Origin of the sequence: Pantoea septica (assembly GCF_002095575.1) — a bacterium.
GTDB classification, from domain to species: domain Bacteria; phylum Pseudomonadota; class Gammaproteobacteria; order Enterobacterales; family Enterobacteriaceae; genus Pantoea; species Pantoea septica.
Genome location: NZ_MLJJ01000035.1, coordinates 17,484 through 44,409, shown reverse-complemented (window position 1 = coordinate 44,409; position 26,926 = coordinate 17,484). Strand labels below are relative to the sequence as shown.

Annotated in this window: 24 protein-coding genes and 1 tRNA gene; 8 read left to right on the top strand and 17 right to left on the bottom strand. The window is 59.0% G+C overall.

All coding sequences use genetic code 11. The features are described 5' to 3' along the window. The first annotated feature begins 331 nt into the window (after window positions 1-331). Window positions 332-3,457 carry a beta-galactosidase gene (locus tag HA46_RS16690; protein ID WP_143807652.1) on the top strand — a complete coding sequence of 1,042 codons (3,126 nt, stop codon included), beginning with the start codon at window positions 332-334 and terminating at the stop codon, window positions 3,455-3,457. On the opposite strand, the gene HA46_RS16685 is transcribed toward HA46_RS16690, so the two are convergent. Continuing rightward, window positions 3,342-4,613, bottom strand: coding sequence for a multidrug efflux MFS transporter (locus HA46_RS16685; protein WP_084885488.1), 1,272 nt, complete (start codon window positions 4,611-4,613; stop codon window positions 3,342-3,344). The genes HA46_RS16690 and HA46_RS16685 overlap by 116 nt on opposite strands. Window positions 4,614-5,017: 404 nt before the next feature. Between HA46_RS16685 and HA46_RS16680 the strand changes: the two genes are divergently transcribed. Continuing rightward, the gene (locus HA46_RS16680) at window positions 5,018-5,266 is read left to right on the top strand and encodes a biofilm development regulator YmgB/AriR family protein (RefSeq protein WP_033752774.1); all 249 of its coding nucleotides are present in this window, start codon (window positions 5,018-5,020) and stop codon (window positions 5,264-5,266) included. Window positions 5,267-5,410: 144 nt separating this feature from the next. Here HA46_RS16680 and HA46_RS16675 read toward each other — a convergent pair whose 3' ends face one another. Further along, complete coding sequence (locus HA46_RS16675) at window positions 5,411-5,707, bottom strand: I78 family peptidase inhibitor (RefSeq protein ID WP_084885485.1); 297 nt, start codon at window positions 5,705-5,707, stop codon at window positions 5,411-5,413. A 265-nt stretch (window positions 5,708-5,972) separates the two neighbouring features. Beyond that, window positions 5,973-8,567, bottom strand: coding sequence for a bifunctional diguanylate cyclase/phosphodiesterase (locus tag HA46_RS16670; protein ID WP_084885483.1), 2,595 nt, complete (start codon window positions 8,565-8,567; stop codon window positions 5,973-5,975). A 217-nt stretch (window positions 8,568-8,784) separates the two neighbouring features. Between HA46_RS16670 and HA46_RS16665 the strand changes: the two genes are divergently transcribed. The 3 genes from HA46_RS16665 (at window position 8,785) to HA46_RS16660 (ending at window position 10,070) form a co-directional block, all read left to right on the top strand. Then, on the top strand, window positions 8,785-9,432 hold the full coding sequence (locus HA46_RS16665; RefSeq protein ID WP_033788745.1) for a CPBP family intramembrane glutamic endopeptidase: 648 nt from the start codon (window positions 8,785-8,787) through the stop codon (window positions 9,430-9,432). A gap of 118 nt (window positions 9,433-9,550) precedes the next feature. Continuing rightward, window positions 9,551-9,721, top strand: a complete 171-nt coding sequence (locus tag HA46_RS21170; RefSeq protein WP_094078501.1) for a hypothetical protein — start codon at window positions 9,551-9,553, stop codon at window positions 9,719-9,721. Between the two features lie 109 nt (window positions 9,722-9,830). Next, a complete protein-coding gene (locus HA46_RS16660; protein WP_033752778.1) occupies window positions 9,831-10,070 on the top strand; it encodes a hypothetical protein in 240 nt (79 codons plus the stop codon). Between the two features lie 116 nt (window positions 10,071-10,186). On the opposite strand, the gene yniD is transcribed toward HA46_RS16660, so the two are convergent. The 5 genes from yniD to HA46_RS16640 all read right to left on the bottom strand — a co-directional run bounded on the left by yniD (window position 10,187) and on the right by HA46_RS16640 (window position 13,310). Further along, window positions 10,187-10,294 carry a small membrane protein YniD gene (gene yniD / locus HA46_RS21365; RefSeq protein WP_096072666.1) on the bottom strand — a complete coding sequence of 36 codons (108 nt, stop codon included), beginning with the start codon at window positions 10,292-10,294 and terminating at the stop codon, window positions 10,187-10,189. 115 nt (window positions 10,295-10,409) lie between these two features. Continuing rightward, window positions 10,410-10,838: an OsmC family protein gene (locus tag HA46_RS16655; protein ID WP_033752779.1), complete on the bottom strand. Its 429-nt coding sequence runs from the start codon at window positions 10,836-10,838 to the stop codon at window positions 10,410-10,412. Between the two features lie 44 nt (window positions 10,839-10,882). Continuing rightward, a complete protein-coding gene (lldD, locus tag HA46_RS16650) occupies window positions 10,883-12,070 on the bottom strand; it encodes an FMN-dependent L-lactate dehydrogenase LldD (protein WP_084885481.1) in 1,188 nt (395 codons plus the stop codon). Between the two features lie 18 nt (window positions 12,071-12,088). Next, entirely contained in the window at window positions 12,089-12,856 is a 768-nt protein-coding gene (gene lldR, locus HA46_RS16645) for a transcriptional regulator LldR (protein WP_084885479.1), read from the bottom strand. 241 nt (window positions 12,857-13,097) lie between these two features. Next, on the bottom strand, window positions 13,098-13,310 hold the full coding sequence (locus HA46_RS16640) for a hypothetical protein (RefSeq protein ID WP_033752782.1): 213 nt from the start codon (window positions 13,308-13,310) through the stop codon (window positions 13,098-13,100). Window positions 13,311-13,717: 407 nt separating this feature from the next. On the opposite strand from HA46_RS16640, the gene dbpA reads away from it, so the two are divergent. Beyond that, complete coding sequence (dbpA, locus tag HA46_RS16635; RefSeq protein ID WP_084885477.1) at window positions 13,718-15,100, top strand: ATP-dependent RNA helicase DbpA; 1,383 nt, start codon at window positions 13,718-13,720, stop codon at window positions 15,098-15,100. 63 nt (window positions 15,101-15,163) lie between these two features. Here dbpA and HA46_RS16630 read toward each other — a convergent pair whose 3' ends face one another. Beyond that, window positions 15,164-15,556: a YgiW/YdeI family stress tolerance OB fold protein gene (locus tag HA46_RS16630; RefSeq protein ID WP_033788741.1), complete on the bottom strand. Its 393-nt coding sequence runs from the start codon at window positions 15,554-15,556 to the stop codon at window positions 15,164-15,166. A 177-nt stretch (window positions 15,557-15,733) separates the two neighbouring features. Between HA46_RS16630 and HA46_RS16625 the strand changes: the two genes are divergently transcribed. Then, on the top strand, window positions 15,734-16,696 hold the full coding sequence (locus HA46_RS16625) for a chemotaxis protein (protein ID WP_033788740.1): 963 nt from the start codon (window positions 15,734-15,736) through the stop codon (window positions 16,694-16,696). Window positions 16,697-17,145: 449 nt separating this feature from the next. Then, entirely contained in the window at window positions 17,146-18,714 is a 1,569-nt protein-coding gene (locus HA46_RS16620; protein WP_033788739.1) for a methyl-accepting chemotaxis protein, read from the top strand. Window positions 18,715-18,818: 104 nt separating this feature from the next. On the opposite strand, the gene HA46_RS16615 is transcribed toward HA46_RS16620, so the two are convergent. From HA46_RS16615 to HA46_RS21460, 8 genes are all read right to left on the bottom strand, one after another. Then, the gene (locus HA46_RS16615; RefSeq protein ID WP_084885474.1) at window positions 18,819-19,814 is read right to left on the bottom strand and encodes a glycosyltransferase family 2 protein; all 996 of its coding nucleotides are present in this window, start codon (window positions 19,812-19,814) and stop codon (window positions 18,819-18,821) included. A gap of 16 nt (window positions 19,815-19,830) precedes the next feature. Beyond that, a complete protein-coding gene (locus HA46_RS16610) occupies window positions 19,831-21,120 on the bottom strand; it encodes an oligosaccharide flippase family protein (protein WP_084885472.1) in 1,290 nt (429 codons plus the stop codon). A gap of 2 nt (window positions 21,121-21,122) precedes the next feature. Beyond that, window positions 21,123-22,112 (bottom strand): glycosyltransferase family 2 protein, encoded by a 990-nt coding sequence (locus HA46_RS16605; protein WP_084885470.1) that lies wholly within the window; start codon window positions 22,110-22,112, stop codon window positions 21,123-21,125. Between the two features lie 725 nt (window positions 22,113-22,837). Further along, entirely contained in the window at window positions 22,838-23,227 is a 390-nt protein-coding gene (locus tag HA46_RS16600) for an acyl-CoA thioesterase (protein WP_033788733.1), read from the bottom strand. Between the two features lie 131 nt (window positions 23,228-23,358). Beyond that, the gene (locus HA46_RS16595; RefSeq protein WP_084885468.1) at window positions 23,359-24,366 is read right to left on the bottom strand and encodes an alpha/beta hydrolase; all 1,008 of its coding nucleotides are present in this window, start codon (window positions 24,364-24,366) and stop codon (window positions 23,359-23,361) included. Between the two features lie 355 nt (window positions 24,367-24,721). Then, window positions 24,722-24,797: transfer RNA gene (locus HA46_RS16590), tRNA-Thr, on the bottom strand. Window positions 24,798-24,983: 186 nt separating this feature from the next. Next, a complete protein-coding gene (locus HA46_RS16585; RefSeq protein ID WP_084885466.1) occupies window positions 24,984-26,732 on the bottom strand; it encodes an amylovoran biosynthesis protein AmsF in 1,749 nt (582 codons plus the stop codon). A gap of 42 nt (window positions 26,733-26,774) precedes the next feature. Next, on the bottom strand, window positions 26,775-26,900 hold the full coding sequence (locus HA46_RS21460; RefSeq protein ID WP_280174261.1) for a hypothetical protein: 126 nt from the start codon (window positions 26,898-26,900) through the stop codon (window positions 26,775-26,777). Window positions 26,901-26,926 lie beyond the last annotated feature (26 nt).

Genomic DNA, 26,926 nt, shown 5'->3' with positions numbered 1-26,926 from the left:
GGGAAAATACAGCCGCTCAGCGCGGTCGCCAGCGCCACGACTGCGGCAAGTTTAACAATGCGTACCATAACAACCTCAGGATGGATGAAATCGGGCTGAGTGTATGAGCGGCAAACCGGGGCGACAAGAGAGAATTCTCTGACTCAGGGCGGTATTAACCCTTGTATACCAGGCTTAACAATTTACTGGCACGAAAGTGACACAAAACCGGCGTCCGGGCCGTTTACCCTGCCAGGACCGTTAAAAAATTGCTCCCTTCGTTAGCGTGTCGCTCTTTACAGTCCGCGGGAAACACTTCATTGTGAGCGCAATACAATTTAAGGATACTTCTATGCCGACGCCGCCGATTTCGCTGAGTCAACTTCTTGCCCGCCGTGACTGGGAGAACCCGGTCATCACCAGTCTGCATCGCCTTGACGCCCATCCGCCTTTCGCCAGCTGGCGCAGCGAAGAGCCGGCGCGCGACGAGCACCCCTCTGCCGCGCAGCGCAGCCTGAACGGCGCATGGAACTTTAGCTATTTTAACCGCCCTGAAGCGGTGCCTGAGAGCTGGCTGCAGCAGGATCTGCCCAACGCCGCTACGCTGCCGGTCCCGGCCAACTGGCAGATGCACGGTTATGACGCGCCCATTTATACCAATGTCCAGTATCCCATCGCGGCAACGCCCCCTTTCGTGCCGGAAGAGAATCCCACGGGATGTTATTCGCTCACATTCAACCTGGACGACCGCTGGCCTGAAACGGGGCAGACGCGCGTCATTTTCGACGGCGTCAGCTCCGCCTTTTACCTGTGGTGCAACGGCCGGTTTATCGGCTACTCCCAGGATAGCCGCCTGCCCGCCGAATTCGACCTTAGCGCGGCGCTGGTGCGCGGCACGAACCGACTGGCGGTGATGGTGCTGCGCTGGAGCGACGGCACCTGGCTGGAGGATCAGGATATGTGGCGCATGAGCGGCATTTTCCGCGATGTCTCGCTGCTGCATAAGCCGACGCCGCACCTGGCGGATATCCAGCTGGAGACGCAGCTGAGCCCGGAATACCGCAGCGCGGATCTGGTGGCGCGAGTACGCGTCACCGCTCAGGACGCCGCATTGCGTTTGCGGCTGACGCTGTGGCGAGAAGGCAAGCGGACGGGCGTCATCGAGCAGCCGCTCGGCAGCGCGATTATCGACGAGCGCGGCCACTATGCCGATCGCGCCGAGCTGCGCCTGCGCGTCGAGGCACCAGCGCTGTGGAGCGCCGAAACCCCGACGCTCTACCGCGCCACCCTGGCGCTGCTCGACGCGCAGGGCGAAACAGTTGAGGTCGAGGCGTATGATGTCGGCTTTCGGCGCGTCGCCATCGAAAACGGCCTACTCTGCCTGAACGGCCAGCCGCTGCTGATACGCGGCGTAAACCGTCACGAACATCACGCGGAGAGTGGCCAGGCGGTGGACGAAGCATTGATGCGGCGCGACATCGAACTGATGAAGCAGCATAATTTCAACGCGGTGCGCTGTTCGCACTACCCTAACCATCCGCTCTGGTATCGGCTGTGCGACCGCTACGGCCTCTACGTGGTCGACGAGGCCAATATCGAAACCCACGGCATGCAGCCGATGAGCCGCCTGGCAGAGGATCCCCGCTGGTTCGCCGCCTTTAGCGAACGCGTCACGCGCATGGTGCAGCGCGACCGCAACCACTGCAGCATTATTATCTGGTCCCTGGGCAATGAGTCGGGGCACGGCAGCACGCACGATGCGCTCTATCGCTGGGTGAAAAGCGCCGATCCGACGCGCCCCGTACAGTATGAAGGCGGCGGCGCCAACAGCGCGGCGACCGATATTCTCTGCCCGATGTACGCACGCGTCGATGAAGATCAGCCCTTCCCCGCCGTGCCGAAATGGTCGCTGAAAAAGTGGATCGGCCTGCCGGGCGAAAACCGGCCGCTGATCCTGTGCGAGTATGCGCACGCCATGGGCAACAGCCTCGGCGGTTTTGCAAAATACTGGCAGGCGTTTCGTCAGTTTCCTCGCCTGCAGGGCGGCTTCGTCTGGGACTGGGTCGATCAGAGCCTGACGCGCTACGATGAAAACGGGCAGCCCTGGCAGGCCTACGGCGGCGACTTCGGCGACAAGCCTAACGACCGCCAGTTCTGCATGAACGGGCTGGTGTTCGCCGACCGCACGCCGCATCCGGCGCTGTTTGAAGCGCAGCGCGCGCAGCAGTTCTTCCACTTTGCTCCGGACGCCAGCGCTCCCTTTAGCTTTACCGTCAGCAGCGACTACCTGTTTCGCCGCAGCGATAACGAGGTGCTGCGCTGGCGCGTCGAGCAGCAGGGCGAGGTGGTCGCGCAGGGCGAAACCGCGCTGGATATCGCTCCGCGGGGCATGCAGCGCATCTGCGTTCCGCCGGTGGCCAATCTTACCGGCGAGTGCTGGCTAAACGTCGCCGTACACCAGCGCGCCGCCACCGCCTGGTCTGACGCCGACTGGCGCGTCGCCTGGCATCAGTGGCCGCTACCCGCCGCGCTGGCGCTGCCGCCGCAGCCGAGTCCGGGCGAGCCGCCGACGCTCAGCATTGAGGAGGCAGCTATCGCCGTCACGCACCGCAACCAGCGCTGGCAGTTTAACCGCAAAAGCGGCGAGCTGACGCAGTGGCTGGTCGACGAGCAGGCGAGGCTGCTGTCGCCGCTGCAGGACTGCTTTATCCGCGCGCCGCTCGATAACGATATCGGCACTAGCGAAGCGGAGCGCGTCGATCCCAACGCCTGGTCGGAGCGCTGGAAAGCGGCCGGCTTCGACGCCATGACCAGCCGCGTAGAGCGAACAGAGGCGGAAAGGCTGTCGGACGCAGTACAGATCAGCGTGCTGCACGGCTGGTACGCCCAGGGCCGGCTCGCCTTTCTCAGCCACAAACGCTACCGGTTCGACGCGCAGGGCGACATGCATCTGGAGGTTGAGGTAGAGCAAGCCCCCGACGCGCCCGCGCCGGCGCGCATCGGCCTGCGCTGTCAACTCGCCGCCGCGCCGCAGCAGGTTGCCTGGCTGGGGCTGGGACCCCATGAAAACTATCCGGACCGCCAGCTGGCGGCGCAGTTCTCGCGCTGGCAGCTGCCTCTCGACGCGCTGCATACCCCTTACGTCTTTCCAGGCGAAAACGGCCTGCGCGGCGGCACGCGATGGCTGGAAGCCGAAGGCTGGCGCGTCAGCGGCGACTTCAGCTTCTCGCTGAGCCGCTACAGCCTTGAGCAGCTGCGCGACGCGTCGCACCGCCATCTGCTGCGCGCGGAGCCGGGATGCTGGCTGCATCTGGACGCCGCGCATATGGGCGTGGGCGGCGACGACTCTTGGAGCCCGAGCGTCAGCGCCGAGTATCTGTTGACTCAGCGTCGCTGGCGCTATGCGCTGCGCTTTTCCCCTTCGGCTCCAGCACCGTGCGCGGACGACGGTAAAAGCGCTTCAGCAGCAGCACGTTAACCAGCACCACCAGCGCGGTGGCGAAGAAGACCCAGCGGTAGCCGGTCAGCGCCGACACCGCCGCGCCGAGCAGCGGGCCGGCGACGTTGCCGAGATACATAAAGGACTGGTTGTAGCCGAAGATACGGCCGGTAATGTTGTCGCGCGAGTGGCGCACCAGCAGTGTCTGCACCGCCGGCATCATCGCGCCGTCGGCAAAGCCGAGCAGAAAGCGCAGCACGCCGAGCTGGGTGGCGCTGGTGACGAAAGACATGGCGACGAGCAGCAGCAGCGACGCCACCATGGTCGCCAGCAGAATTCGCTGGGTGCCGATACGGTCGCCCAGCCTGCCCAGGCGCGGCGCGGCAATCAGCGCCGAGATGCCCGGCAGCGCGGCGATCACCCCGCTGAGAAAGGCGATGTTATCCGCGGTCGGCGCCAGTTCGCGCACGAACAGCGTCAGAATCGGGTTAACCGAGCCGTTACACATCTGGATCACCATGGTGGTGACAAACAGGCAAAGCATGAGCCTGGGATTGTCGAGCGAAGCGAACACCTCGCGCCCGCTCAGCTTGTCCTTTTTACTCACCGGCGTATAGCCGGTCTCTTTGATCAGAAACAGCGTCACCAGGAAACTCACCAGCAGCAGCGCGGCGGTAACGATAAAGACCATGCGCAGGCCGACCCAGTCCGCCAGCAGTCCGCCGAGCATCGGCCCGAGGATCACCCCGCCGATCTGGCCGGTCGAGACGCAGCTCAGCGCCCAGCCGCTGCGGTCGCGCGGCACCTGCGCCGCCACCAGCGCCATGGCGTTGGGAATATAGCCCGAGGTCAGCCCCATCAGCGCGCGCAGCAGCAGCAATTGCCAGGCCTGGGTAACGAAGGCCTGCAGCAGGATCACCACGCCCATGCCGAAAGCCGCGCGCAGCAGCATCAGCTTGCGTCCTTTGCGATCGGCGAGACTGCCCCACAGCGGCGCGACGGCGGCCGAAATCACAAAGGTGATGCTGAAGGTGAGCCCTGACCAGAGGCTAAGCGCATCGCCGCCTTTGATGCCGAGCTGTTCGATATAGAGCGGCAGAAAAGGAATGATCTGACTGATGGCAAGGCCGGTGAAAAAACAGCCGAACCAGACTGAGATAAGATTGATTTTCCAGGATTCAATTGTGCGTGGCATGAGCAAACGGGCGCTGACAGAGGGAGGTCACAGTCTATCAACGGCGCTCTGTCGCTGAGCGACAAATGATGGCACGAAAAGAAAAAAACCGTTTTTTGCTGCGTCAGGCCTTTTTCACTGCCGTATATAGGCTGTTAGCGCTTTTTTGCAGTGAATGTCGATGGCGCAGCTGGCTGTGTGTCAGCAGAGATGAAAAAATATGTCAGCCTGTTACTGACAAGTTCTGACGTCGGTTGTATGTTTAAAAAAACGCCAGTTTCTCTGGCGCAGGTGCGGCTTTCCGGCTGCGCTAACGCCTCCGCCACTTCCCGTCGCGGCGAGGTCCACCGTTATCCATCACGTTGACTATCACGCTGCGCTGCGCAGACCGTGGCAGACGCGCCGTCGCCTTAGCGGAGGTGAATATGAGAGTTCAAAACAGTGCCAGCCGTGCGATTGTGGACTATTTCAACAGCCCCGCCTGGAGCGCCCCACAGGAGTCCGATCTGCTGGCGGTGATCCTGCGCGAGCTAATGGAAGCTGGCGAGCCCGCCACCAATAAAGCGGTGATCGCGCGGGTTATAGAACGGCTGGAGGTAGAAGGCGACGCGCGCCGTCTGGAAAATTATCGTCAACTGCTGGCGCAGTTAATGGAAACCGGTTCGTCGGAATAAGCGAAAAAAATTCCCGCCGAAGCGGGAATAAACAAGACGAGCATTGCATATTGAGAGTGACGAGGAAATCTCTGTTATCCGCGATCCATCCTCGCCCCCCTTGATGACCAGCACATGACAATGCGACGCTTTTTTTATGACGCCTTAGCCGCAGTAGACCTGGCTGATAACGTCGTTTTTGTCCGCAAGGAAGTTGAGGCGATGCAGATTGAAGTCCATCGTGACCGCGCTGTTCCAGCGAATGGCCCGCACCGGCGTCTCCAGACGCAGGCTGCTGGCGGCGCTAATCGGCTTGCCGACGTAGCTCTGATACTGCGAAGCGCCGCAGGTGTCGCTTGCCGCATCCGCGTTTGCTGCGGTGTTATCAGGTTTATTCGCTGACTGGCAGGCGGTTAAGGCGAACATGCCCAGCGCCAGCAGCGCTTTTCCATAATATTTCACGTTTTCTCCTCATGAACGTGGGGAACTCGCCCCAGAGAGTAGCAAAGGCGAGCGGCAGGCTTAAGCCTCAGGCGCTAAAAAGATTGCCGCAAACAGCCGGTTTACGGCGTTGCGCGCCGGATTTTTCGGATAAATCGCACTTACGGAACAAAACCTCCACGCTGGAGCGCTAAAATTATTAGGACTTTTCTGAGGAGGATCGTATGGAACTGGCAATTTTCGTGGGCTTTGCCGTTCTGATGACCACCGTGGCGGTCAAAGTGCGTTAAGCCCGAATCGGTTGAGATGGGGTTTCCAGAAGCGCAGCAAAGTCCGCCAGCGGCACGGGGCGTCCCAAAAAGTAGCCCTGCCCCTCTTCGCAAGAGAGCCGTTTTAGCTGGTCGAGCTGCGCTTCTGTCTCAATCCCTTCCGCCGTAATCGTCAGCGCAAAAGCGTGCGCCAGCGCGATAATGCCTGCCACCACGGACTCCGCCTGCTGCGACTCTGGAAAATCCTTCATCCAGGAGCGATCGATCTTCAGGCCGTTAAACGGAAAGGTCTTCAGATAACCCAGCGCCGCATAGCCGGTGCCGAAATCGTCTACCGTCAGCCTGACGCCGAGCGCGCGCAGCCCCTGCATCACTTCCAGCGCCTGCTGCGGATGCTCGAACGTTACGTTTTCCGTGATCTCCAGCTCCAGCCGTGTGGCGGGTAGCCCGCTGCTCGCCAGCGCGAGCGCGACGCGCTGCACCAAATCCTTCGTGCGAAATTCTACCGGCGAGATATTGACTGACACATAGCGATCCGCGCCCCAGGCGCTGGCGTCGCGGCAGGCGCGCCCCAGCACCCAGTCGCTGATGGCAACGATCAGGCCATTCTCCTCCGCCAGCGGAATAAAGCGATCGGGCGTAATCGGCGGCCCCTCCTCGGGCTGCCAGCGAATCAGCGCCTCCGCTCCCGCCAGCCTGCCGCTTTGCAGCTGATAGCGCGGCTGGTAATGCAGGCAAAACTCGTTATTGAGCAACGCCTGCTCGATGCGTTTCGCCATCTCGCGCTTATGCTCGCGCTGGCTGGCCATATTACTCGCGTACCAGACCCAGCGGTTGCGCCCCGCGGCGCGCGCTTCGTTCAGGGCGATATCCGACATGCGCAGCAGCGCCTCGGGGTGGCTGGCGTCCTGCGGCGCGCAGGCGATGCCGATGCTGGCGGTGAGATAGTGCGCATGCTGCCCGGTGTAGATTGGTTGCTGCACCTCCTGCAGCAGCCGGGCGCAGCGGTGCGCCACCACTTCGGCGTCGCCCTCCTGCAGCACCAGCACGAACTCGTCGCTGCCCAGCCGCGCCGCCAGCTCGTGCGCGTTGACGCCGCGCTGCAGCCGCTGCGCCAGCTGATTCAGCACCTGATCGCCCGCCGCGTGCCCCCAGTTATCGTTCAGCGGCCTGAACTGGTCGAGATCGAGGCTGACGATCGCCAGCGGCGACGCCAGCTGTGGCGGCTCCAGGTGGCGCGTCAGGAACTCCTGCAGCTGAATGCGGTTGGCGAGTCCGGTCAGCGCGTCGTGGCGCGACAGAAACTGAATGCGCGCCTCCGCCTCCATCCCCTGAGTGATATCCGACACCGTGCCGCGAAAGCCGGCGCGGCGCCCCTCGTGCCAGATGGTTTTCGCCACCAGATGCCCGATGCGGCGCTCACCCTGCGCGCTCATAAACTGGCAGCGCAGCGGCGTAGAGGAGCCGCTATCTTCCTGACGCATCAGCCAGGCCACCAGCGAGTGGCTGGAGTGCGTCAGCAGACGATCGATATGCTCGCCCGTCCAGTCGGCAATCTGATGGCCTGTCAGGCGATGGAAGCGGGAAGAGAGATAGATCAGCCGTCCATGCTCATCGGTTTCCCAGATCCAGTCTGAAGCCGCTTCTGCCAGGTCGCGGAAGCGCGCTTCGCTGTTGGCCAGCTCCTGCTGACTCAGGGTGAGCATGGCGAAACGCCGATCGGAGAGCAGAGCGTGATGCAACGCGTGGCGACTGACGCGGCGCGTAATCCAGCCGGTGAGCAGCGCCACTGCCGCCAGTATCGGCAGCAGCAGCATCAGCAGGCGCGTGCCCGGCATCTTGGGCTGCCAGCGCAGCGCCACGGTCCCGCCGTCTATCGCCTCCAGCGTCACGATCGGGCGCTGAGGCGCGTCGTTGTCCGCCGTGCCGCGCGGCGCCCAGACGTCGAGCATTTTGCCCAGCGCCTCTAATTTGGCCGGCGTGAACAGGTTGACGAAGACGAGCACCGAGGGGGCGCCCGGCTGCTCAGGGAGACCCGCCGCTTTGCCCCTTGAAATGGGCGCCGCCACGACAATGGCGGGCTGTCGCTCAATCACGGCGTTGCGCGCCAGCGCCGCGTTCTGCAGCCCCCGTGCGTCGCGCAGCAGCGAGGCGCTGTGCGCGCCGAGCCAGGCCTCCAGCGGCAGATCGGCGAGTTTTCCGTTAATCACCGCATAGCGCGTGCGGCCCGCATTATCTACCACGAACACCCCTTCGTAGTGATACTCGTTGTAGAGATCCGGCCCGATATTCTCCTCGTCCCATGCCCAGCGTTTGTTTAGCGTCTGATGCAGGTTGCGCCACGCTTCGCTCCAGAAGGCGTAGTCGCGCACGTCGGTCAGCATCGTCTCCTGTCGGGCGTCCCACGCCTGGCGCAGCCGCTGGCGATCGTGATCCGTCGCGTCGCGATTCTGCCGCTGGGCAATGGCGAGCACCATCAGCACGACGAGCAGCAGCACGCCGGAGAGCAGCAGCGAAAAGATGCGCAGACTGCGGCGCGTGCTGCGCAGAGTACGATCTTCAGCCACCGGCGCAGAGCGGTGCGACGGCGATTCCGGTGAGTCAAAAGTCATCAAGGGCGCTCACAGTAAAGCGATAAAAGAGGCCTGGGCAACAGCGCGCCGACGGCCGACGTCGCAGGCCCAAACAGGTTTAATCGGTTATCGGCGCGCGGCGTCGCGGTTTTAGCCTGAGGCGGCAATTTACTGCGTTAAGTTTGTACGCGCGCCTCCCTCGACAGGGATCGGACGCGTTGCTACTATGCGCTTTCCTTCAGTGGCTGGGTTGCCTATGAACACCAATCCCGACAGAGTGACGTTGACGCTGTTCTACGTCGGCAGCTTTGTGGTCTATTACCTCGTGACGATGCTGATTACGCTGTTTCCCAACTACGGCGTGCTGCGTAACGACGGTCTTCTGGTGCCGGTGCTCTGCCTGTTTGAATTTGCCGTGATCTATCCGCTTTACCGGTTTTATTGCCAGCGCCGCAGCGATCTGCCCCTGGGCGAGCTGCGCATTCGTCAAACGCTGCTGTTTATCCTTGCGCTGTTTGCGCTAATGGCAGCCCAGACGCAGTTTTTGCAGCCTGAAGGCTGGCTGGTAGAGCAAGCGCAGCAGGGCCGCAATTCGATGCTGATTCTGCTGCTGACCGCCGTGCTGCTGGCGCCGGTGTTCGAAGAAGTGCTGTTTCGCGGATTTCTGCTGCAGGGATTTCTGCTGTGGGCGCCGCGCAGCCGCTTCGCCTGCATGCTGCTGACGTCGCTGCTGTTCGCGGCGATGCATACCCAGTACGTGCACTGGGAAACCCTGGTGGCGCTGACGCTCTTTTCCCTGCTGCTCTGCTATGCACGCCTGCGCAGCAATAGCCTGGCATTGCCGATTTTCCTGCATACCTTCAACAACCTTATCGCCCTGCTGCCCGCCTGGTTTTTCTCCTGAGACGCAATACCGCTCAGGCTGATAATGCCGCGCCGTCACGTTTGTCTATACTGGATCGTAAAAAAGGAATCTAAGCATCACAGTCCGTACCAACGAGACCGTGTAAAGGAGTCGAGCCATGTTGATTGGATTTGTGTTGTTAGTGAGCGCCTGCGGCCATGACGCCTGCGATGCCCTGCCGGTGTCGGAGCGCATTTACCCGACCAAAGCAGCCTGTGAAACCATGGCCGATCGCATCCATAAAGTGCGACCTGGCGTGGTCCTGCTGTGTGGCGAAGTGCATCGCTAATTAAGGCCGCTGTAGGATGTGAGGAAAAAAGAAGCGGTTTAAACGTTGCAGCCTGCGGCAACAGCGTTCAAAATATAAGCTGTTTTAACCTATTATCGTTGTGATCCCCATGAAAACACCACGCCCCCGTCGTCCGACTGGACGCTGGGTTTATTACATTTTGTATGACGGCATTATCTGGCCCTGCCCGGTGCGCTGGGAGTGGGAAAGCGGCTTCGGCGGCTGGCTGCCGTTTTACTATTCGCCGACCTTCGAATTCGTCGCCGGCGATCCCGGCAAGGCGTATCGTATCGCCCGCAGCGACGTGCGCGCTAAACGGCGCGAGCAGGAGGAGCGTGAATATGTTTGATGCGGCTCAGCGGGAGTTCCAGGGCAGCCAGGATGAGGTCAACAGAAAATGAATCAGCTCCAGCGCCAGCACGATCATCACTAATACGCCCAGCTTGTGGCGACAAACCCACGCCTTCAGGCCCATATCATCGCCGCCCAGCGGATCAGCATCAACGCGCCGCAAATACAGAGCAGCACCAGCACCATTTTCCAGTGTCTTTTTGCCGGCAGATATTTCGCCACGCTTCCTCTCCTTCCGCAGAAAGAAAAGATGCGCCCCAGGGCGCATCCATCGCGGTTCATCAGAACCCGTGTCAGCCAGCATAGCGCGGTCGCCGACTGAGGGCGACCTGCTGGATCAATTATTCAGGGTATAATCGAGGGTGATCTCGGCATTCAGCACCTGCGAAACCGGGCAGCCCGCCTTCGCCTTTTGAATGATTTCGTCAAACGCCGCGCTGTCGATGCCCGGCAGGCTGATGGTGCTGTTCAGCGCCACTTTGGTGATGGCGAAGCCTTCACCTTTTTTATCCAGCGAGACGTCAGCGGTGGTGTCGATGCTCTGCGGCTTATGGCCGGCATTGCCCAGCATCAGCGACAGCGCCATGGAGAAACAGGCGGCGTGCGCCGCGCCGATCAGCTCTTCCGGGTTGGTCCCCTTCTCGCCTTCGAAGCGGGTGTTGAAACCGTAAGGGGTCTGGCTCAGCACGCCGCTTTCGGTGCTGATGGTGCCTTTGCCTTTGATATCGCCTTCCCAGTGCGCCGAACCTTTCTTGTGAATAGTCATTTTATTCCTCCTGTTGATGAAGAGTGAGTAAGTATAGACAAGCCTCAGCTAACGGCACGCGGACGCGGCGCGACGGCTGCATTTGTGAGCGCCGCGCCGGCATCCACCAGCGCGTCGCGCGTGATCTCGGCGATCGATTTCGCGCCGGTCAGGGTCATCGCCACGCGCATCTCTTTTTCTACCAGCGAAAGCAGGTTTTCCACGCCGCGCTGGCCGTGCGTCGCCAGCGCATACAGCCAGGCGCGCCCCAGCAGCACGCTGTCGGCGCCAAGCGCGATCATGCGCACCACGTCCAGTCCGTTGCGAATGCCGCTATCGGCAAGAATGGTGATATCGCCTTTCACCGCATCGGCGATAGCGGGCAGCGCGCGCGCCGAGGAGAGCACACCGTCCAGCTGGCGGCCGCCGTGGTTCGATACCACGATGCCGTCCGCGCCGAAACGCACGGCATCGCGCGCGTCTTCAGGATCGAGAATGCCTTTGATCACCATCGGGCCGTCCCAGAATTCGCGGATCCACTCCAGATCGCGCCAGGAAATAGAGGGGTCGAAGTTGTTCGCCAGCCAGCCGATATAATCTTCCAGCCCGGTCGGCTTGCCGAGATAGGTCGAGATATTGCCGAGATCGTGCGGGCGGCCGTGCAGGCCGACGTCCCACGCCCATTGCGGGTGCGTCGCCGCCTGCCAGTAGCGGCGCAGCGCGGCGTGCTGCCCGCTCATGCCGGAGTGCGCATCGCGATAGCGCGCGCCGGGCGTCGGCATATCCACGGTAAACACCAGCGTCGAGCAGCCGGCGGCTTTGGCGCGCTCCAGCGCGTTGCGCATAAAACCGCGGTCGCGCAGCACGTAGAGCTGGAACCACATCGGGCGGTTGATGGCGGGCGCCACCTCTTCAATCGGACAGACCGAGACCGTCGACAGGGTAAAAGGGATGCCTTTCAGCGCCGCAGCGCGCGCCGCCTGCACCTCGCCGCGACGCGCGTACATGCCGCAAAGCCCGACCGGCGCCAGCGCCACCGGCATCGCCAGCGTTTCGTTGAACAGGCGAGTTTCCAGGCTGAGATCGGACATATTCTTCAGCACGCGCTGGCGCAGCGCCACGTCGGCCAAATCCTCGACGTTGCGCTTCAGCGTGCGTTCGTTATAGGCGCCCCCGTCGATGTAGTGGAAAAGAAACGGCGGCAGAATACGCTGCGCGGCGGCGCGATAATCGGAAGCGGCAGAGATAATCACAGGTCAGTTTCCTTGCGGTTAAAAGGGGTCATTGCCTGGCAGACGCGTGATGCGCGCCTGGCGCGCTTCATCTTCATGCAGGCTTTTCAGGGTGGCGTGGACAAAGCCGAGATGATCCATCGCCGCACGGCGCGCCGCCTCGGCCTCGCCGGCGAGAATGGCGTCGAGCAGGCGCTGATGCTGTTCGGTGAGACGGGCGAAAATCGGCGGCTGGCTGTACATGCGCTGTCGGCTTTGCAGAACCGAGGATTGCAGCAGCGCAAAGAACCCGCGCATAGTCTGCAGCAGCACCACATTGTGCGACGCTTCGGCGATAGCGAGGTGAAAGCGCACGTCGGCCTGCGCGGCGAGATCGGGATCGTCGCTCTCTTTCAGCTTCAGCGTGGCGTCGAAAGCGAGCCGCAGCCGCTCTTTATCCGCCTCGGTGGCGCGCTGCGCCGCATACCAGGCGGTGCTCGCCTCGATGGCATGGCGCGCTTCGAGAATGTCGTAGCGATAGTCGGGGTCGTCCTGCAACAGCGCGCGCACCGGCGCGACGATGCGCTGTTCCGCCCAGGGGGCCAGCTGCTGACGCAGCCAGGTGCCGCCGCCGCGACGGCTGATCAGCAGGCCGCTGCTGATCAGCTGTTGCAGCGCTTCGCGCAGCGACGATCGCGACACGCCCAGCTCGGCGGCAAGCTGGCGTTCAGCGGGCAGCCTCATGCCCGGCTCCAGCTTTTGCTCCTCAATATAGCGCCGCAGCCGCACCACAAGATGCTCTGCGGCCGTCGATGTCGATTCACTCATGGCGTTATCCCAAAGCGGCGCGCCTTTTTGGTCGGACCAAAGGCGCGCTGCGCGACAATAAGAGTTCGAATGGTTAATCTTTTGTTAACCAGAGACAACCTCAAGGGCGGGATTTTTCCGCTTCTGTGACTAGTGCTAAAAAGCAGGCTGAAATTGGTAGGACCAATAAGGCGGTTCGAAGAAAGAGAGAGGCGTAAAAAAAGCCTCCGACTGGAGGCTTGGTTCAACCGAGACGATGATGTCAGGCGCTCTTCGCCCATTTCTGGGCCGTCATCATTTCCATCGCCAGCGCGAACAGCTGCTGCTGGTTCTGTTCCGCGCTTTCGGCATAGCAGCCGATCATTGAGACAACCTTGTCAGCAGATAAGCTTTCACCATGGACATGCAGCGTAAGCACCGCGCGGCCAACGATTTTCAGCACTTCTTCATGTGATCCCTGGGCAATATTACTCAATGGAGAACCCTCAAACTGTCGTTGTAATAGAAGTATGGCGCGCTAAATATAAAGCAATTGCGGTGATTATTTTATCGGCTGCATTGGTGACTTTATTTAATGATTAATTCTTTTTCTGGAGTAAAAAAAAGGGAATTATCTGATACAAAAAGAAATTAATTTTCTTATTCGTATAGTTATAAAGTTTCAAATGGCCTTGAAAAGCCACACGATATGCACAAACAGACTGCCGACGGGTAAAATCATTAGAAGATAACATCCATTCTCACCGATCTTCGGGTTATTCCTAAACGCCTGCAAAGCGAAGCAGTCATACAGGTTATCCTTTTCGCAGGTTGCCGCGCGACGCACATTCTGCCAGACTTGCCGCGCTATTTTTCGACCACCTTTTGCCGCCGAGGCCGCCCGTGACCGCATTTACTACCCTTACCGATCTTCCCGCCAGCCAGATCGCCAATCTGGCCGATATGGGCTACACCGAGATGACGCCTGTTCAGGCCGCCACGCTGCCTGCTATCCTGGCGCGACGCGACGTGCGGGCGCAGGCCAAAACCGGCAGCGGCAAAACGGCGGCGTTCGGCATTGGCCTGCTGCAGCATATCGACAGCAGCCGCTACGTTACTCAGGCGCTGGTGCTCTGCCCGACGCGCGAGCTGGCGGATCAGGTCAGCAACGTGCTGCGTCAGCTGGCGCGCTTTACCCGCAATATTAAAATCCTCACCCTGTGCGGCGGCCAGCCCATCAGCGCGCAGCGCGACTCGCTGGTGCATGCGCCCCACATCGTGGTCGGCACGCCGGGCCGTATCCTCGATCACCTGAAGCGCGAGACGCTAAAGCTCGATCAACTCGACACGCTGGTGCTCGACGAGGCGGATCGCATGCTGGAGATGGGGTTCCGCGACGATATGGAAGCGGTGGCTGCGCTTACGCCCGTCAGCCGCCAGACGCTGCTCTTTTCTGCCACCTGGCCGGAGAGCATCGCCTCGCTCAGCGCGCGCTTTCAGCGCGACGCGCTGCATGTCGCCACCGAAGAGGTGAGCGAGCTGCCGGCGATCGAACAGGAATTTATCGAAGCGAGCCCGAGCGAAAAGCTGCCGCTGCTGCAGGCGCTGCTGGCGCAGCGTCAGCCGGCCTCATGCGTGGTGTTCTGCAATACCAAACGCGAGTGCGACGATATCGCCGCCGCGCTCAACCAGCAGAACATCAGCGCGCTGGCGCTGCATGGCGATCTGGAGCAGCGCGATCGCGAACGCGTGCTGATCCGCTTCGCCAACGGCAGCGGACGCGTATTAGTGGCGACCGACGTGGCGGCGCGCGGACTGGATATTAAAGCGCTGGCGATGGTGGTGAATTATCAGCTGGCGTGGGATCCCGAAGTGCATGTGCACCGCATCGGCCGCACCGGGCGCGCCGGCGAACAGGGCAGCGCGGTAAGCTTTGTCGCGGCGGACGAAATGGCGCGCGCGCATGCGCTGGAAGATTTTCTCCAGCAGCCGCTTCGCTGGCTGGCGGCAAGCGCGCTGAAAAAAGGCGCGCGGCAGCCGCTACCCGCTGCCATGATGACGCTCTGCATCGACGGCGGCCGTAAAGCGAAAATCCGTCCAGGAGATATCCTTGGCGCGCTGACCGGCGACGCGGGCTTCCGCGCCGACCAGATCGGCAAAATCGATATTACTCCTACTCACGCCTATGTCGCCGTGGCGGCAAGCGAAGCCAAAGCGGCGCTGGTCAGGCTGAAGCAGGGAAAAATGAAGGGCAAGAGCGTGCGGGCGATTCTGCTGCAGGACTGAGCGTCGCGCTGGAACGGCGCGGAGCCTTAACCTGCCCGCGCCGGGAATAAAAGAGTCGGAGGGTTACGGCAGATCGATCTGCGTAACGTGCAGCACCGTTTTCTCGCCTTTGCCGTGTACGCGGCCGCTGACGCGCACCTGCTCGTCCGCTTTAAAGGTTTTGCCGTCGAAGGTTTTCTCCGGCGCGATAATGGTGATGGTGCCGGTGCTGTCACGGAACTGGTAGTTATCGCCCTGCAGCTTCTTCAGGATATAGCCTTCAAGCGTGACGTAACCGTCCTGACGAAAATCGCGGATCTGGTTGATGTGGGTCTGGCCGGTATCCTCTGAACCTTTATAACCTGCATCCTGTTTTTTCTGCGGCGGCGGCGTCGCGCCCGCTTCAAAACCGCCCTTCTCAGCCAGCGCTGGCAGACTCAAAACGGCCAACAGCGTAAACGTCATGACTTTTTTCATGGTGCGCTCCTTTAGTGAAATTTTTCCGTTGTTACCCACTAAGCCTGGCACAAGAATAGCTAACTGCTCGCGCGATCAAATTTGCGCGCCCGCCTCTCACTTTTTAGCCAACCGTGCCGATAACGCTCTTATCATTCACTTTCGCCGCGTCACAGGCGGCAGCAAGGCAGAGCAACGATGGATAATTTTCAAAAAGAGATAGATGAAAGAGCGAATCTGGCGTTATCGAACCGTTTTGAACTGCTGCTGTTCCGTCTCGGCACCGATCAGGCCAAAGGCAAATCGGAACTGTTCGGCATTAACGTCTTCAAGCTGCGCGAAATTGTGCCGATGCAGCCCATCACCCGCGCGGCCGGCATGCGCTCGCCGCTGCTGGGCATGACCAATATTCGCGGCCAGTTTATCCCGGTAATCGATCTGCCGGCGGTCGCGGGCTGTACGCCGGAAACCGGCCTGAACCTGCTGCTGGTCACCGAGTATGCGCGCAACACCCAGGCCTTCGCCGTGGAGTCGGTGGATAACATCGTGCGCCTCGACTGGAGCCAGGTGCATACCGCCGAGAAAGGGATCGGCGGCCGCAATATCACCAGCATCGCCTGCCTCGACGATGAAAAAGGCAGCAACAGCCTGGCGATGGTGCTCGACGTCGAGCAGATCCTCTATGACGTTATCCCTTCGGTGCGCGGCGTTGAGCCGGCGCCGGAGACCGTGCGCAGCTTTAAACTCAAGCCCGGCGCGGTCGCCATCGTGGCGGAAGATTCAAAAGTGGCGCGTCAGCTGCTGGAGCAGGGCCTGAAGAGCATGGGCATTCCTGCGCTGATGCACAACACCGGGCTTGAGGCCTGGCTGAAGATTAAAGAGATGAACGAGGCTGCGCAGGCGGCGGGCGAGTCGATCCACGACAAAATCGCGCTGGTGCTGACCGATCTCGAAATGCCGGAAATGGACGGCTTTACCCTGACGCGCAACATCAAGCGCGAAGAGACGCTGAAGCGCATTCCGGTGGTGATCCACTCTTCGCTCTCCGGCAGCGCCAACGAAGATCATGTGCGTAAAGTCGGCGCCGATGGCTACGTCGCCAAATTTGAAATCAACGAACTATCCGCCGTGATCCACAGCGTGCTGGAAAAAGCGCCCTGATAGACCCGGAACGCGCGACGCCCCGTCGCGCGTTCCTTTTCTGCCCCAGCTTTATCTTCTTTCTTGTCGCGTCCCCTCGCTCCTTTTCACCCTTTGTTCGCCCACGCCGATCGCCTCGCGGCGCGCTGCCGATCTCGGCCAAGCCCGCCCTTCGCTGCTTCTTACGCTGCCCGCCTTCATTTGATTGCTTAGCGTGCTTAATATTATCGCGCTCGCCCGCTGGGCGGCCGCTTGTGCCACTAATCATTGCTGTTCACCGCCATCCTTATCCCTGCTTTTTGTGCAGAAATAGCCCGGAAAAAATTAAAGTCAAAACAGAAACATCCGATAACCTGTGCGCCAGCTCTCATTTTTAACCGCTATCAGGCGGCCCGGGCTGGTCACGCACAGGCGTTAAAAAACTTAACTATTGCAGCAGCAACATATGATGTCATCGCGGGAGAACAGAGATGTGGAGTTTAAAAAATATGAAGGTCGGCGCCCGGCTCGGCGTCGCCTTCGGCATTGTGGTGGTGCTGATGGTAATCATCGGTTTCACTACCGTCAGCAAAATCCAGAGCATTAACAGCGGTATTTCCGCCATCATCGACGACCGCTATGTCAAAGTGCGCCTCGCCTTCGACGTGCGCGACGGCGTCAACGATCAGATTAAATACCTGCGCGGCCTGGTGATCGACACTGCGCATCCCGACCGAAACCTCAAGCGTTACGGCCAGCTGGAGGAGGCGACCCAGCGCACCAATACCGCGATGAACCGCATTGCCGCCATTCAGGTTACCGCCGTCGGCAAAAAGAAAATTCAGGGACTGATTGAGGCGGGTCAGCAGTTTGAAACCGCAAAAAACGCGCTGATCGCGCTGATCAAAGCCGGCGATTTTGAAAGTGCGGGCGTCTACGCGCTAAAAACCATGACGCCCAGCCAGAACGCCTTCCTTGAGGGCGCGGAGAAATTCGCCAACTCGCAGGATTCACAGCTGCGCGGCGAAGGCCAGAGCATTGTCAGCGCCGCCAGCACGGCGATTATGATTACGCTGGTGTGCGCCGCGCTGGCGATCCTTGCCTCAATCCTGCTGGGCGTTTATCTGACCCGCTCCATTGTGCGTCCGTTGACCGAAGCGGTCGGCGTCGCCGAACGCGTCGCCGCCGGCGATCTGAGCTCGAAAATCACCATCGACAGCCGCGACGAAACCGGCGTGCTGATGCGCGCGCTGCAGCAGATGAACGACAACCTGCTGAGCATTGTGACCGAAGTGCGCACCGGCTCCGACACCATCGCCGTCGCCTCGAATCAGATCTCCAGCGGCAACCTGGATCTCTCCACCCGCACCGAGCAGCAGGCCAGCTCGCTGGAGGAGACCGCCTCGGCGATGGAGCAGATGACCTCTACCGTGAAGCACAACGCTGACAACGCGCGCGAGGCCAATCAGCTGGTCGCGAGCACCTCAGCGGTAGCGCGCGAAGGCGGCGTGGTGATGGAGCAGGTGATTGAGAAGATGGAGGCGATTGCCCTCTCGTCGAAGAAAATCGTCGATATCATCAGCGTCATCGACTCTATCGCCTTCCAGACCAACATCCTGTCGCTCAACGCCGCCGTCGAAGCGGCACGCGCGGGCGAACAGGGACGCGGATTCGCCGTGGTGGCGAGCGAAGTGCGCAATCTGGCGCAGCGCTCGGCCTCAGCGGCGAAAGAGATCAAACTGCTGATTGAAGATTCGGTGGCCAAAGTAGAGGAAGGCAGCAAGCTGGTTTCTCATGCCGGCTCCACCATCGGCGAGGTCGTCAACAGCGTGAAAAGCGTGGCCGGCATTATGAGTGAAATCACTATTGCCAGCAGCGAGCAGAGCACCGGCATCAGCGAGATCAATATGGCGATTACCCAGATGGAAGCGGTAACGCAGCAGAACGCCGCGCTGGTGCAGGAAGCCTCCGCCGCGTCGCAGGCGCTGCAGGATCAGGCAGAGCGCATGGCGCAGGCGATGAGCGTGTTTAAAACCGGCGCGCTGCGTCCGGCGCAGTAAGCCGTTCAGCATCGGGCGCCCCGTAAGGGCCGCCCGATGTGATTAGCGCGGGTAAACCACAGAAACGTCAAACCTGTTCGTGTGTAGCGGATGAAACACATCCATTAAAATGCACGCGCCTTATACAGGGCGTAAAGGCAGTAGTAAGCCGCAAAGCTATTGAAATTCATAATAATATATTTCAGCTTTTCATTTCGGTTCAGCAGACTAAAAATCCCTTTCGAATATTTTCCGCGCTTGATCTCGTTGATTTCGCGCGAGATTTCGTTGTGCGTAAAAGAGTCGTGGTACATCGACGTCACAATCTGCATATCCAGCGCCAGCACCCTTTTCGACACCCCTTTGAGGAAGTAGTCGAGATCGCGATGCGTATATTTACTCATAATGGTGTCGTAAAGCCCGGTCAGAAACTGCTTGCGCGCCTTGAGCTCGTTGTACTGTACGCGCTTTTTTGACAGCGAATCCATCACATTTTCATAGTGATAGGCGGCGCTGTCGATCACCAGACAGTTGCTGATGTTATAGAAATATTTGAGATTGAAGAGCAGATCCTCGCTCATGGAAATCCCCTCGAGGAAATAGAGATTATTCACCTCAATCACCCGTCGGCTGTAACACTTATTGTGCAGATAGCCGATATTGTCGCTCATCTCTAGCTCGCCCAGCAGATAAGGCATCTCCTGCGTCGCAAAATAGCCATATTTACGAATGCTGCCGATTCGGTCGTCCACCAGGTTGCCGACAATTAAATCCACCGGTCGGCCGTGACTGTTATCCAGCGACTGCTGAAAGCTGGCGAGGAAAGACTCCTCCACCCAGTCATCAGCGTCGAGGAAAATAATAAAATCCCCTTGCGCCTGCTTCAGCGCGCGATTGCGCGCCGCGCTGACGCCGCCGTTCGGCTGGTTGATAACGCGGATCGTCGGCTGATAGCTAAACTCCTCCAGCAGCGCGGCGGTGCCGTCGGTGCTGCCGTCATTAACTACGATCACTTCATAATCATCGCAGGTTTGCTGCAGCACACTGATCAAGGTTCTTCTCAATGTTTTTTGCGCATTCCACGCGGGAATAATAATGCTGAACTTTGGTGCTGGAATCATTTTTCATTCCTCTTAACTATCTGAGGGTCTTGGCGTCGTTTAATAAAAACCATATTTTTTTGGGACTGAAAAAAGAGCGATGAATAGTGAACATCGGTTGAGCGGCAAAAAAGTAATTCAACAGCGTAAATGAGAGCAGCTCGGTCAAAATAACGCTAAAGGCAGCGCCGGTTAGCCCATAGAGCGGCACCAGCACGGCGGAAGAAACCAGGCAAATCAGCAGTACGAAGAAGGTTTTTTTCACCAGATAGGCGTAGCCGTTGTACTTGATAATAAAGCGATCCATTACGCTGCTCAGCAGGCCGAACATCGCGCCCAGGCAGAGCCAGACCGTGGGCGCGACCGCATCCTGGTAGGCCGGGCCGTAAAAGTAGTGAATAAAAGGCGGCGCCAGCAGCGCGACGGCGGCAATGACCAGCGCCGAAACGCCGACCACCAGCAGATGCAGCTGCTGAATCTTGACGATGGCGCGTTTAGGATCGCGCTCCGAGAAAAAGGCCGGATAGAAGGACGCCAGCAGCGCATTGGGCAAAAAAACCCAGGCGCCGGAGAGGGTTAAGGCCACGGAAAATACGCCCGCCTCTTTTACGCCAAGAAAATAGCTGACGCTGAACTGGTTGAGGCGCGTATAGAGCGCCACGGCGATCACCGAGAAGATTAATGTGCCGCCGGAGGCCAGCATATAGCGTGAGTAGGCTTTAAGCTGCTTACGGTTGGGCCTGTGCACCGCTCCTTCGTAGCGGCGGAAAAGCGCCAGCTTAATCACGAAGGGAATAAAGGTCGCCAGTACGATCGGCAGCGCCAGCCAGGCGGGGTCAAGCCCCCAGCTGGAGATAACGAAGCGTATCGTCAAACTGATGGTTAAGCCGATGACGTTGGCAATAACGTTCAGCTTCGCATTCAGCATCGCCTCGTTGAACACGTTCACCAGATCGATGGCGGAAAAGAGACAGGCGATGGCCGCAGCGACAATGAAGATCTGCGCCTGCGAGCTCATCTCTTCGTGCATGATGGCCATCCCGACCGACGCCAGCGCAAGGTAGAGCGTGAAGATCAGCACCGAGGCGGAGATCATCAGCCTGATGCCGGACCCTTTATTCTGCGACAGCCGTTTCAGCAGGATGACATCGCTGCCCATATAGGCCACGGTCTGCAAAAACTGAAATACCAGCAGGGAAATGGAAATAATGCCGAAGGTGGTCGGGCCGACATATTTCGCCACAAAAGAGGTGACGAAAATCAGGCCGAAAACCGCGATGATCTTTTCGGCGATCATCCACATCGAGTTCTTCAGTTTATCTTTCATGGTTATCCTTCGCGCCCCACGTTTTGCGCCAGCTTGCGCAGTTGCGAAACCAGGCGCGGCGAGCAGAAAAAGAGCGTGAAGTAGAGACTCCAGCCGTTAACGATGACGCCGGAAGAGAGATAGGCTTTAAAGGCCTTCCGATAGCGCCGAATATGGTCGTTGATAAAGGCGGCGTTAAATTCGCCGGAGGCGATGGCCTTGTATAAATAGGCTGAAGAGACTTTTAGCAGCAGAAAATAGAAAAACTTGTCGTTGCTGCGCGACAGCAGCCGCTGCATTTCGCTAAATGAACGGGCAAAGGAGAAGTGCTTTTCGCGCACCGACGAGCGCGTCGCCGAGTTCTCTGACTCAACGTAGTGATAAATCACGCTGTTGATGCAGATAACCCGCTGCGTACTGAGCAGACTGAGATACTGCATCACAAACAGCAGATCCTCGAAATTGGCGATCTGTTCGTTAAACCGCAGCTGATGCGCGCGAATCAGCTCGCCGTTAAAGAGTTTGTCGCAGATGCCGTGGCGCGGATGGAAATAGAGCAGATCGTTGACCGCGTCGCTGGCGCTGAGCACGCGCTGCGCCTCGGGCGGAAAGGCGCGCGCAATCGGCTGCCCCTGCGGCGTAAAGTGCTGTGACTCGCCGACAATCAGACCAACCTCGTCATTCATCAGCGCCAGGCAGAGGCTTAGCGCGTCGGCGGGCAGAAAATCATCCGCATCGACGAAGCACAAATAGGTGCCGCGCGAGGCGGCAATGCCGGCGTTGCGCGCCGACGAAACGCCGGCATTGCGCTGGGTGATCACGCGCACCTGAGGATGGTCGCTCCAGCTCTCCAGTATCAGCGGTGAACTGTCGGTTGAACCGTCATCCACCAGAATCAGCTCGACGCGCGGCGCCCGCTGCGCCAGCACGCTTTCAACGCAGCGAATAATCGAGTTTTCGGCATTATAGACCGGCACAATTACGCTAATTAACGGGTTGTTAAGCGTCACCATAGATCCTCTGGGAAAATTTTTACTTCCACGCTAAAAAGCGCGGCAATAACCGCAATGAAGTTTTCGTGCCGGGCTCACATCAGCGTTTTTATTTTTTCCCGGATAAGTGTTGTGCGACTACAGAAAAAAACAGGATTGAATGAGGAGATATTACGTGGCGCTTTTATTGCGTCAATGGGGCGAGCGCTAAACCGGATTTTCCGCACAGGAGCTCTGCTTATCCATCAGAATTAATGGATAAGCGGGCATTACGCTTATCTGTGAGATCTATCGCCTGTCAGAACAGGAACCATTAAAAGGCGGAAAACCCTAGAATAAAAATCGCGCTTCGGCGACGCCAGAAAACGCTTATCCATTAGGAATTATCCTAGTAGAAAAAAATAAAAACCGCAGTGCTTTCATGGCATCACAAAATTAAGCGTGCAATTTTGTTAATCGGGCTTAATAATTTTTATTTCTCGACAGCGCCGCTATTTATCAGCAGTCAATTATGCTCTCTTAAGGATAATAACAATATGCATTTAAAGCATAGCGCCGGGTTAAACAACGCTGATGTGAAAAAAGCGGGGGAAAAGAGGGGAAAAATTAAGGCGGTTAACGTGACGCAGGTCGCGTAAATTTTGCCGGTCGGACTAAGAATTGAGCGAGGCGTCAGGGCAGCGGAAAACAAGGCGCTGACGCCGCGCACTGCGTGAAGGGCTGGCTTTCGCCCTTCACGCAGAGGATTAAAGCGCATTCAGCGCGTTCATTACCGCATCCGGCATGCTGGGCCTGCCGTTGCTGAGACAGGTGCAGACGAAGGTCGCTTCGGCACAGGTGACGCCATCGACTCTGATCTGCTGAACGAAGTTTACGCGGTTGCGCTTGTCATTTTTCTCCAGCGCGCAGGTCACCTCCAGGCGGTCGCCTTTTTGCAGGCTTTTACGAAAGCGCAGGGAATATTCCAGTACCATATAAAGGCGTCCCTGCTTGAACTCCTCTTCGATGTCGATGCCCAGCGCTTCGCGCATGTAGGCATGGCGCGTCCATTCCATATAAAACGGATAATAGAGGCCGTCGACGATGCCCTGGAAATCGATATGCTTTTCATCAACATCATAATGCTTTGCAAACATGTCCGTATCCTGCAGTAGTAAGTAGATTAAGAGTATGATTTTACTAATCTAACCCAGGCCGGTCACGGATTCCTTGCATTTTTTGTGCTGCGGCAAAGGAAAAAAAGCCAGGCGTTTCGCCTGGCGCAGCATCACTTCAGGTGCGTTTTCAGCCCATCGGCCGCCTGGCGCAGCGCGGTACGCACCGCCGGCACGTCGCTCAGCCCGTTCAGCAAACCGTAGTCGTGGATCAGGCCATTGTAGCGCGTGACCGTGACGTCGACGCCTGCCGCGTCCAGCTTGCGGCCAAAGGCCTCGCCTTCATCGCGCAGCACGTCAAGCTCGGCGGTCTGAATTAAGGTTGGCGGCAATCCCTGCAGCTGTTCGCGAGTTGCGCGCAGCGGCGACGCCAGAATATTGTTACGGTCGCCTGCTTTGGTGGTGTAGTTATCCCAGAACCATTTCATCATATTGCGCGTCAGGAAGTAGCCTTTCTGGAACTGCTGATAGGAGCCGGTATCGAAGCGCGCGTTGGTCACCGGCCACAGCATCACCTCGTAGCGAATCGCCGGGGCATGCTGCTGCTTCGCCTGCAGCGCCACCGCCGCCACCATGTTACCGCCGACGCTGTTGCCCGCCAGCGCCAGACGCTTGCCGTCTACGCCAATATCGGCGCCGTGCTCCGCTACCCAGCGGGTAGCGGCGTAGGCCTGGTTGATGGCGACGGGATAGTGCGCTTCCGGCGACGGCGTATAGTTAACGAAGACCGCGGCGGCGCCCGACTCGACCACCAGGTCGCGCACCAGGCGTTCATGGGTCTGAAAATCCCCTAACACCCAGCCGCCGCCGTGAAAGAACATAAATACCGGCAGCGTGCCCTGCGCCCCTTTGGGCTTAACGATATTCAGCTTTAAAGGCTGGCCGTTCACCTCAATGGTTTTTTCCGTCACTTCGGCCTCAGGCAGTGTCGCCCCCTTTTGCGCGCCGATCAGCACCTCGCGCGCCGCCTGCGGCGAGAGCTGCTCAATAGGTTTACCGCCGCTGCTGTTCAGCGCGTTCAAAAAAGCCTGTACGTGGCGCTCCGGCTGTGGCGCGTCGGCGAAGCTGTTGGCAGACGCGGCGATCAGCGCCAGCGCTAAAACGGTATGTTTAATGCTCATCAGATGACTCCTTCAAGTATTTCGCTATTAAATCGCACGCTATTTAAATGTGCAGCTTTCGCAGCGGCGCATTCGGGATGGGCTGAATATATATAGCGCGCTATTTAATAGCAAACAAAAAAACACCGCGCTATGCCTGTAAGAAATTAACTATCTGATATTGCAGTAATTTAATTTTATCAGCCGGCACGTAACGTTAAGCGTTTGCAACAGGGATGACAGACAGGCTAACGATAAGGATGAGCAGGTAATCTTGAGTGGCCTGAGAGGAGCTGGACGGTACTGCTGCTGTCTCAACGCTCTCCCACCGCATCAGGGAAAAGAGAGAGAGATCAGAGTACAGGCTTGAAATGACTGGTGCCGGAAACAGGAGTCGAACCTGCGACCTTCGCATTACGAATGCGCTGCTCTACCAACTGAGCTACACCGGCATAGAGGTGAGAACTACGGAGCAATAAGTTAGAAAAAAGCGTCACTTCCGTCAAGAGCCGCAGCGCGCGGATGCTGCTTTTCTCGTCATCTGGCAAGGAAAACAGCACGCTCCTCTCCTTCCCGCACGTTTCAGACGCCAGAAACAAAAAAAGGCGAGGCCGCAGCCTCGCCAAAAGTGCCTTTCATCAATCGTAATAAGGAACCTTGCGGTCGGTACCATTGATATTGATCAGCACAAAGCCCGAAGGCGTGGTTTTATTTGTCGGCGTACCCGCGGTCGTCGCGAGCGTGACTACGCCTTTCTCGTTGGCGCCGATACCCGCCACTCCATTGTGCAGGCCAAAGCGCGCCGCCGGCTTCAGCGTCCCCATTTTGGTGGTATCCGTTACCATCGACAGATCAGACTGGAACAGCGAGCATGAACCGGCATCGAAGCGCGTCGGGCCGGTACATTTCAGGTTGAACATGGTGTCCCCACTGTTTGCCGCCAGCTTTACCCAGACCACCGCGTAGGTGGTGCCGACGCGGTTGTAGCGGATATCCAACACCGCCGGCTGCCCCATATGGTGGGCGTCGGCCCAGACGGTTTCCAGCCGCTGCAGGTTAATGATGGTTTTACCGGTGCCCACCATATTCACCGGCGAAGCGGCGGTGGTGGATGGCGAGGTGGCGTCGCCTTTGCCGATCATCTCGATAACCCACTGCTGGTTAGCGTTGGGGAAAAAGAACTGGCCGAGGCGATACCAGTTATCGGTAGCGGTATTGTTGGTCACCTTATAACCGCTGAAGTACCCTACCCGCAGCGAGCCGGTCATAAAGGTGCCGTGGTTTTCATCGCGGCGATAGCCATACTCGAAGGTAGAGAGCCAGCGGCCGCTGGCGGCGTCCTGAGAGATCCTCGCCCCGGACTGCAGGCCGATCTGACGCATCACCACGCGAGCATTGTTCAGATTGAACGGGCTGCCGCAATCTTCAATGTTCAGCGTGTCGATGGTCCAGCCGCCGTCGGAGAGATCGCCCGGGTTGCGCGTATGCTCAATCCAGACGTTGCGCAGAATCCCCTGGGTGACGCGCGGCATATAGAGCGTGGCGTCGCCGTAGCCGGTCTGGAAGTTGGCGTTGCTCAGCTCGATCGCCGTCGAGTGGTCCCAGACGCCGCGCGGTGAGTTTGACCAGCCTACATCGAATACGCGCGAATAGGTGTAGAGGGTGTAGATCTGGTCGAACTTACTGTCGAGCGTGTCCAGCAGCTTGAACACCGTGCCGCCGGTATTCTGCGCGCGGAAGCAGTGAATATTCACCGTTTCCCCCTCGATACAGGTGTTTTCGAAGAACGGCTGCTTGTTGCTCACCATATCTGCGGTGATGGTGCCGGTATTGGCAACGGTATCGGCGCTGGCCTGACCGTTCCACGCCATGCCGGCAATCACCGTGCGGCGCGCTTTCACCTTGAACACCGGCGTATCGCTCTTATCGGAGATGATGGTGGTGCGCGGCAGCGAGCCCAGCGGCGAATCGTCGCCGAGCAGACCAAAAAAGGTCGCGTCGGTGGCGCTGAGATCGATCGGCTTGATCAGGAATTTCCCGCCGGGAAAACGCACGGGCAGCGCGACGCAGTTGGCGTTCCAGGTTTTGGTCCAGTTGTACATGCGCATAAAGGCTTCCGTATCGTCGGCGTAGCCATCGCCTTTCGCCCCGAAGTGCAGCACGTTCAGCTCTGCGGGATCGTTGATGGTGCGCTTCCAGTAGAAACCGTCGCCAACCGCGATGGTGCCGCCGTCATCTTTGAGCGTGGTGGTGCCGAGATAGCCGACAAAATCGCCGCCGCCGCGGAAGGTGGAATCCTTATCGTAGTAACGGTTCAGACTGGCGACCTGGCCTGCTGTGGCGGGTTTGGTGGTACGCAGCTCGGCAAAAGAGTTCACTTCAATCATGGTATCCTCCTCAGGATTTAGGGTACTTAAGCACGTCGTTAATCAGGGTTTGGTCGGATGGCCGCAAAGCCGATCCCACATGTCGTTGTGGGTATTGATGGCGCGAACCGTGCGAACGTCCATGCGTTGCGCGTCGTCGCCGTGGGTGTAAATCGGTGAAAAAAGCACGCAGGCCGAATCGGTGACGGCCGTAG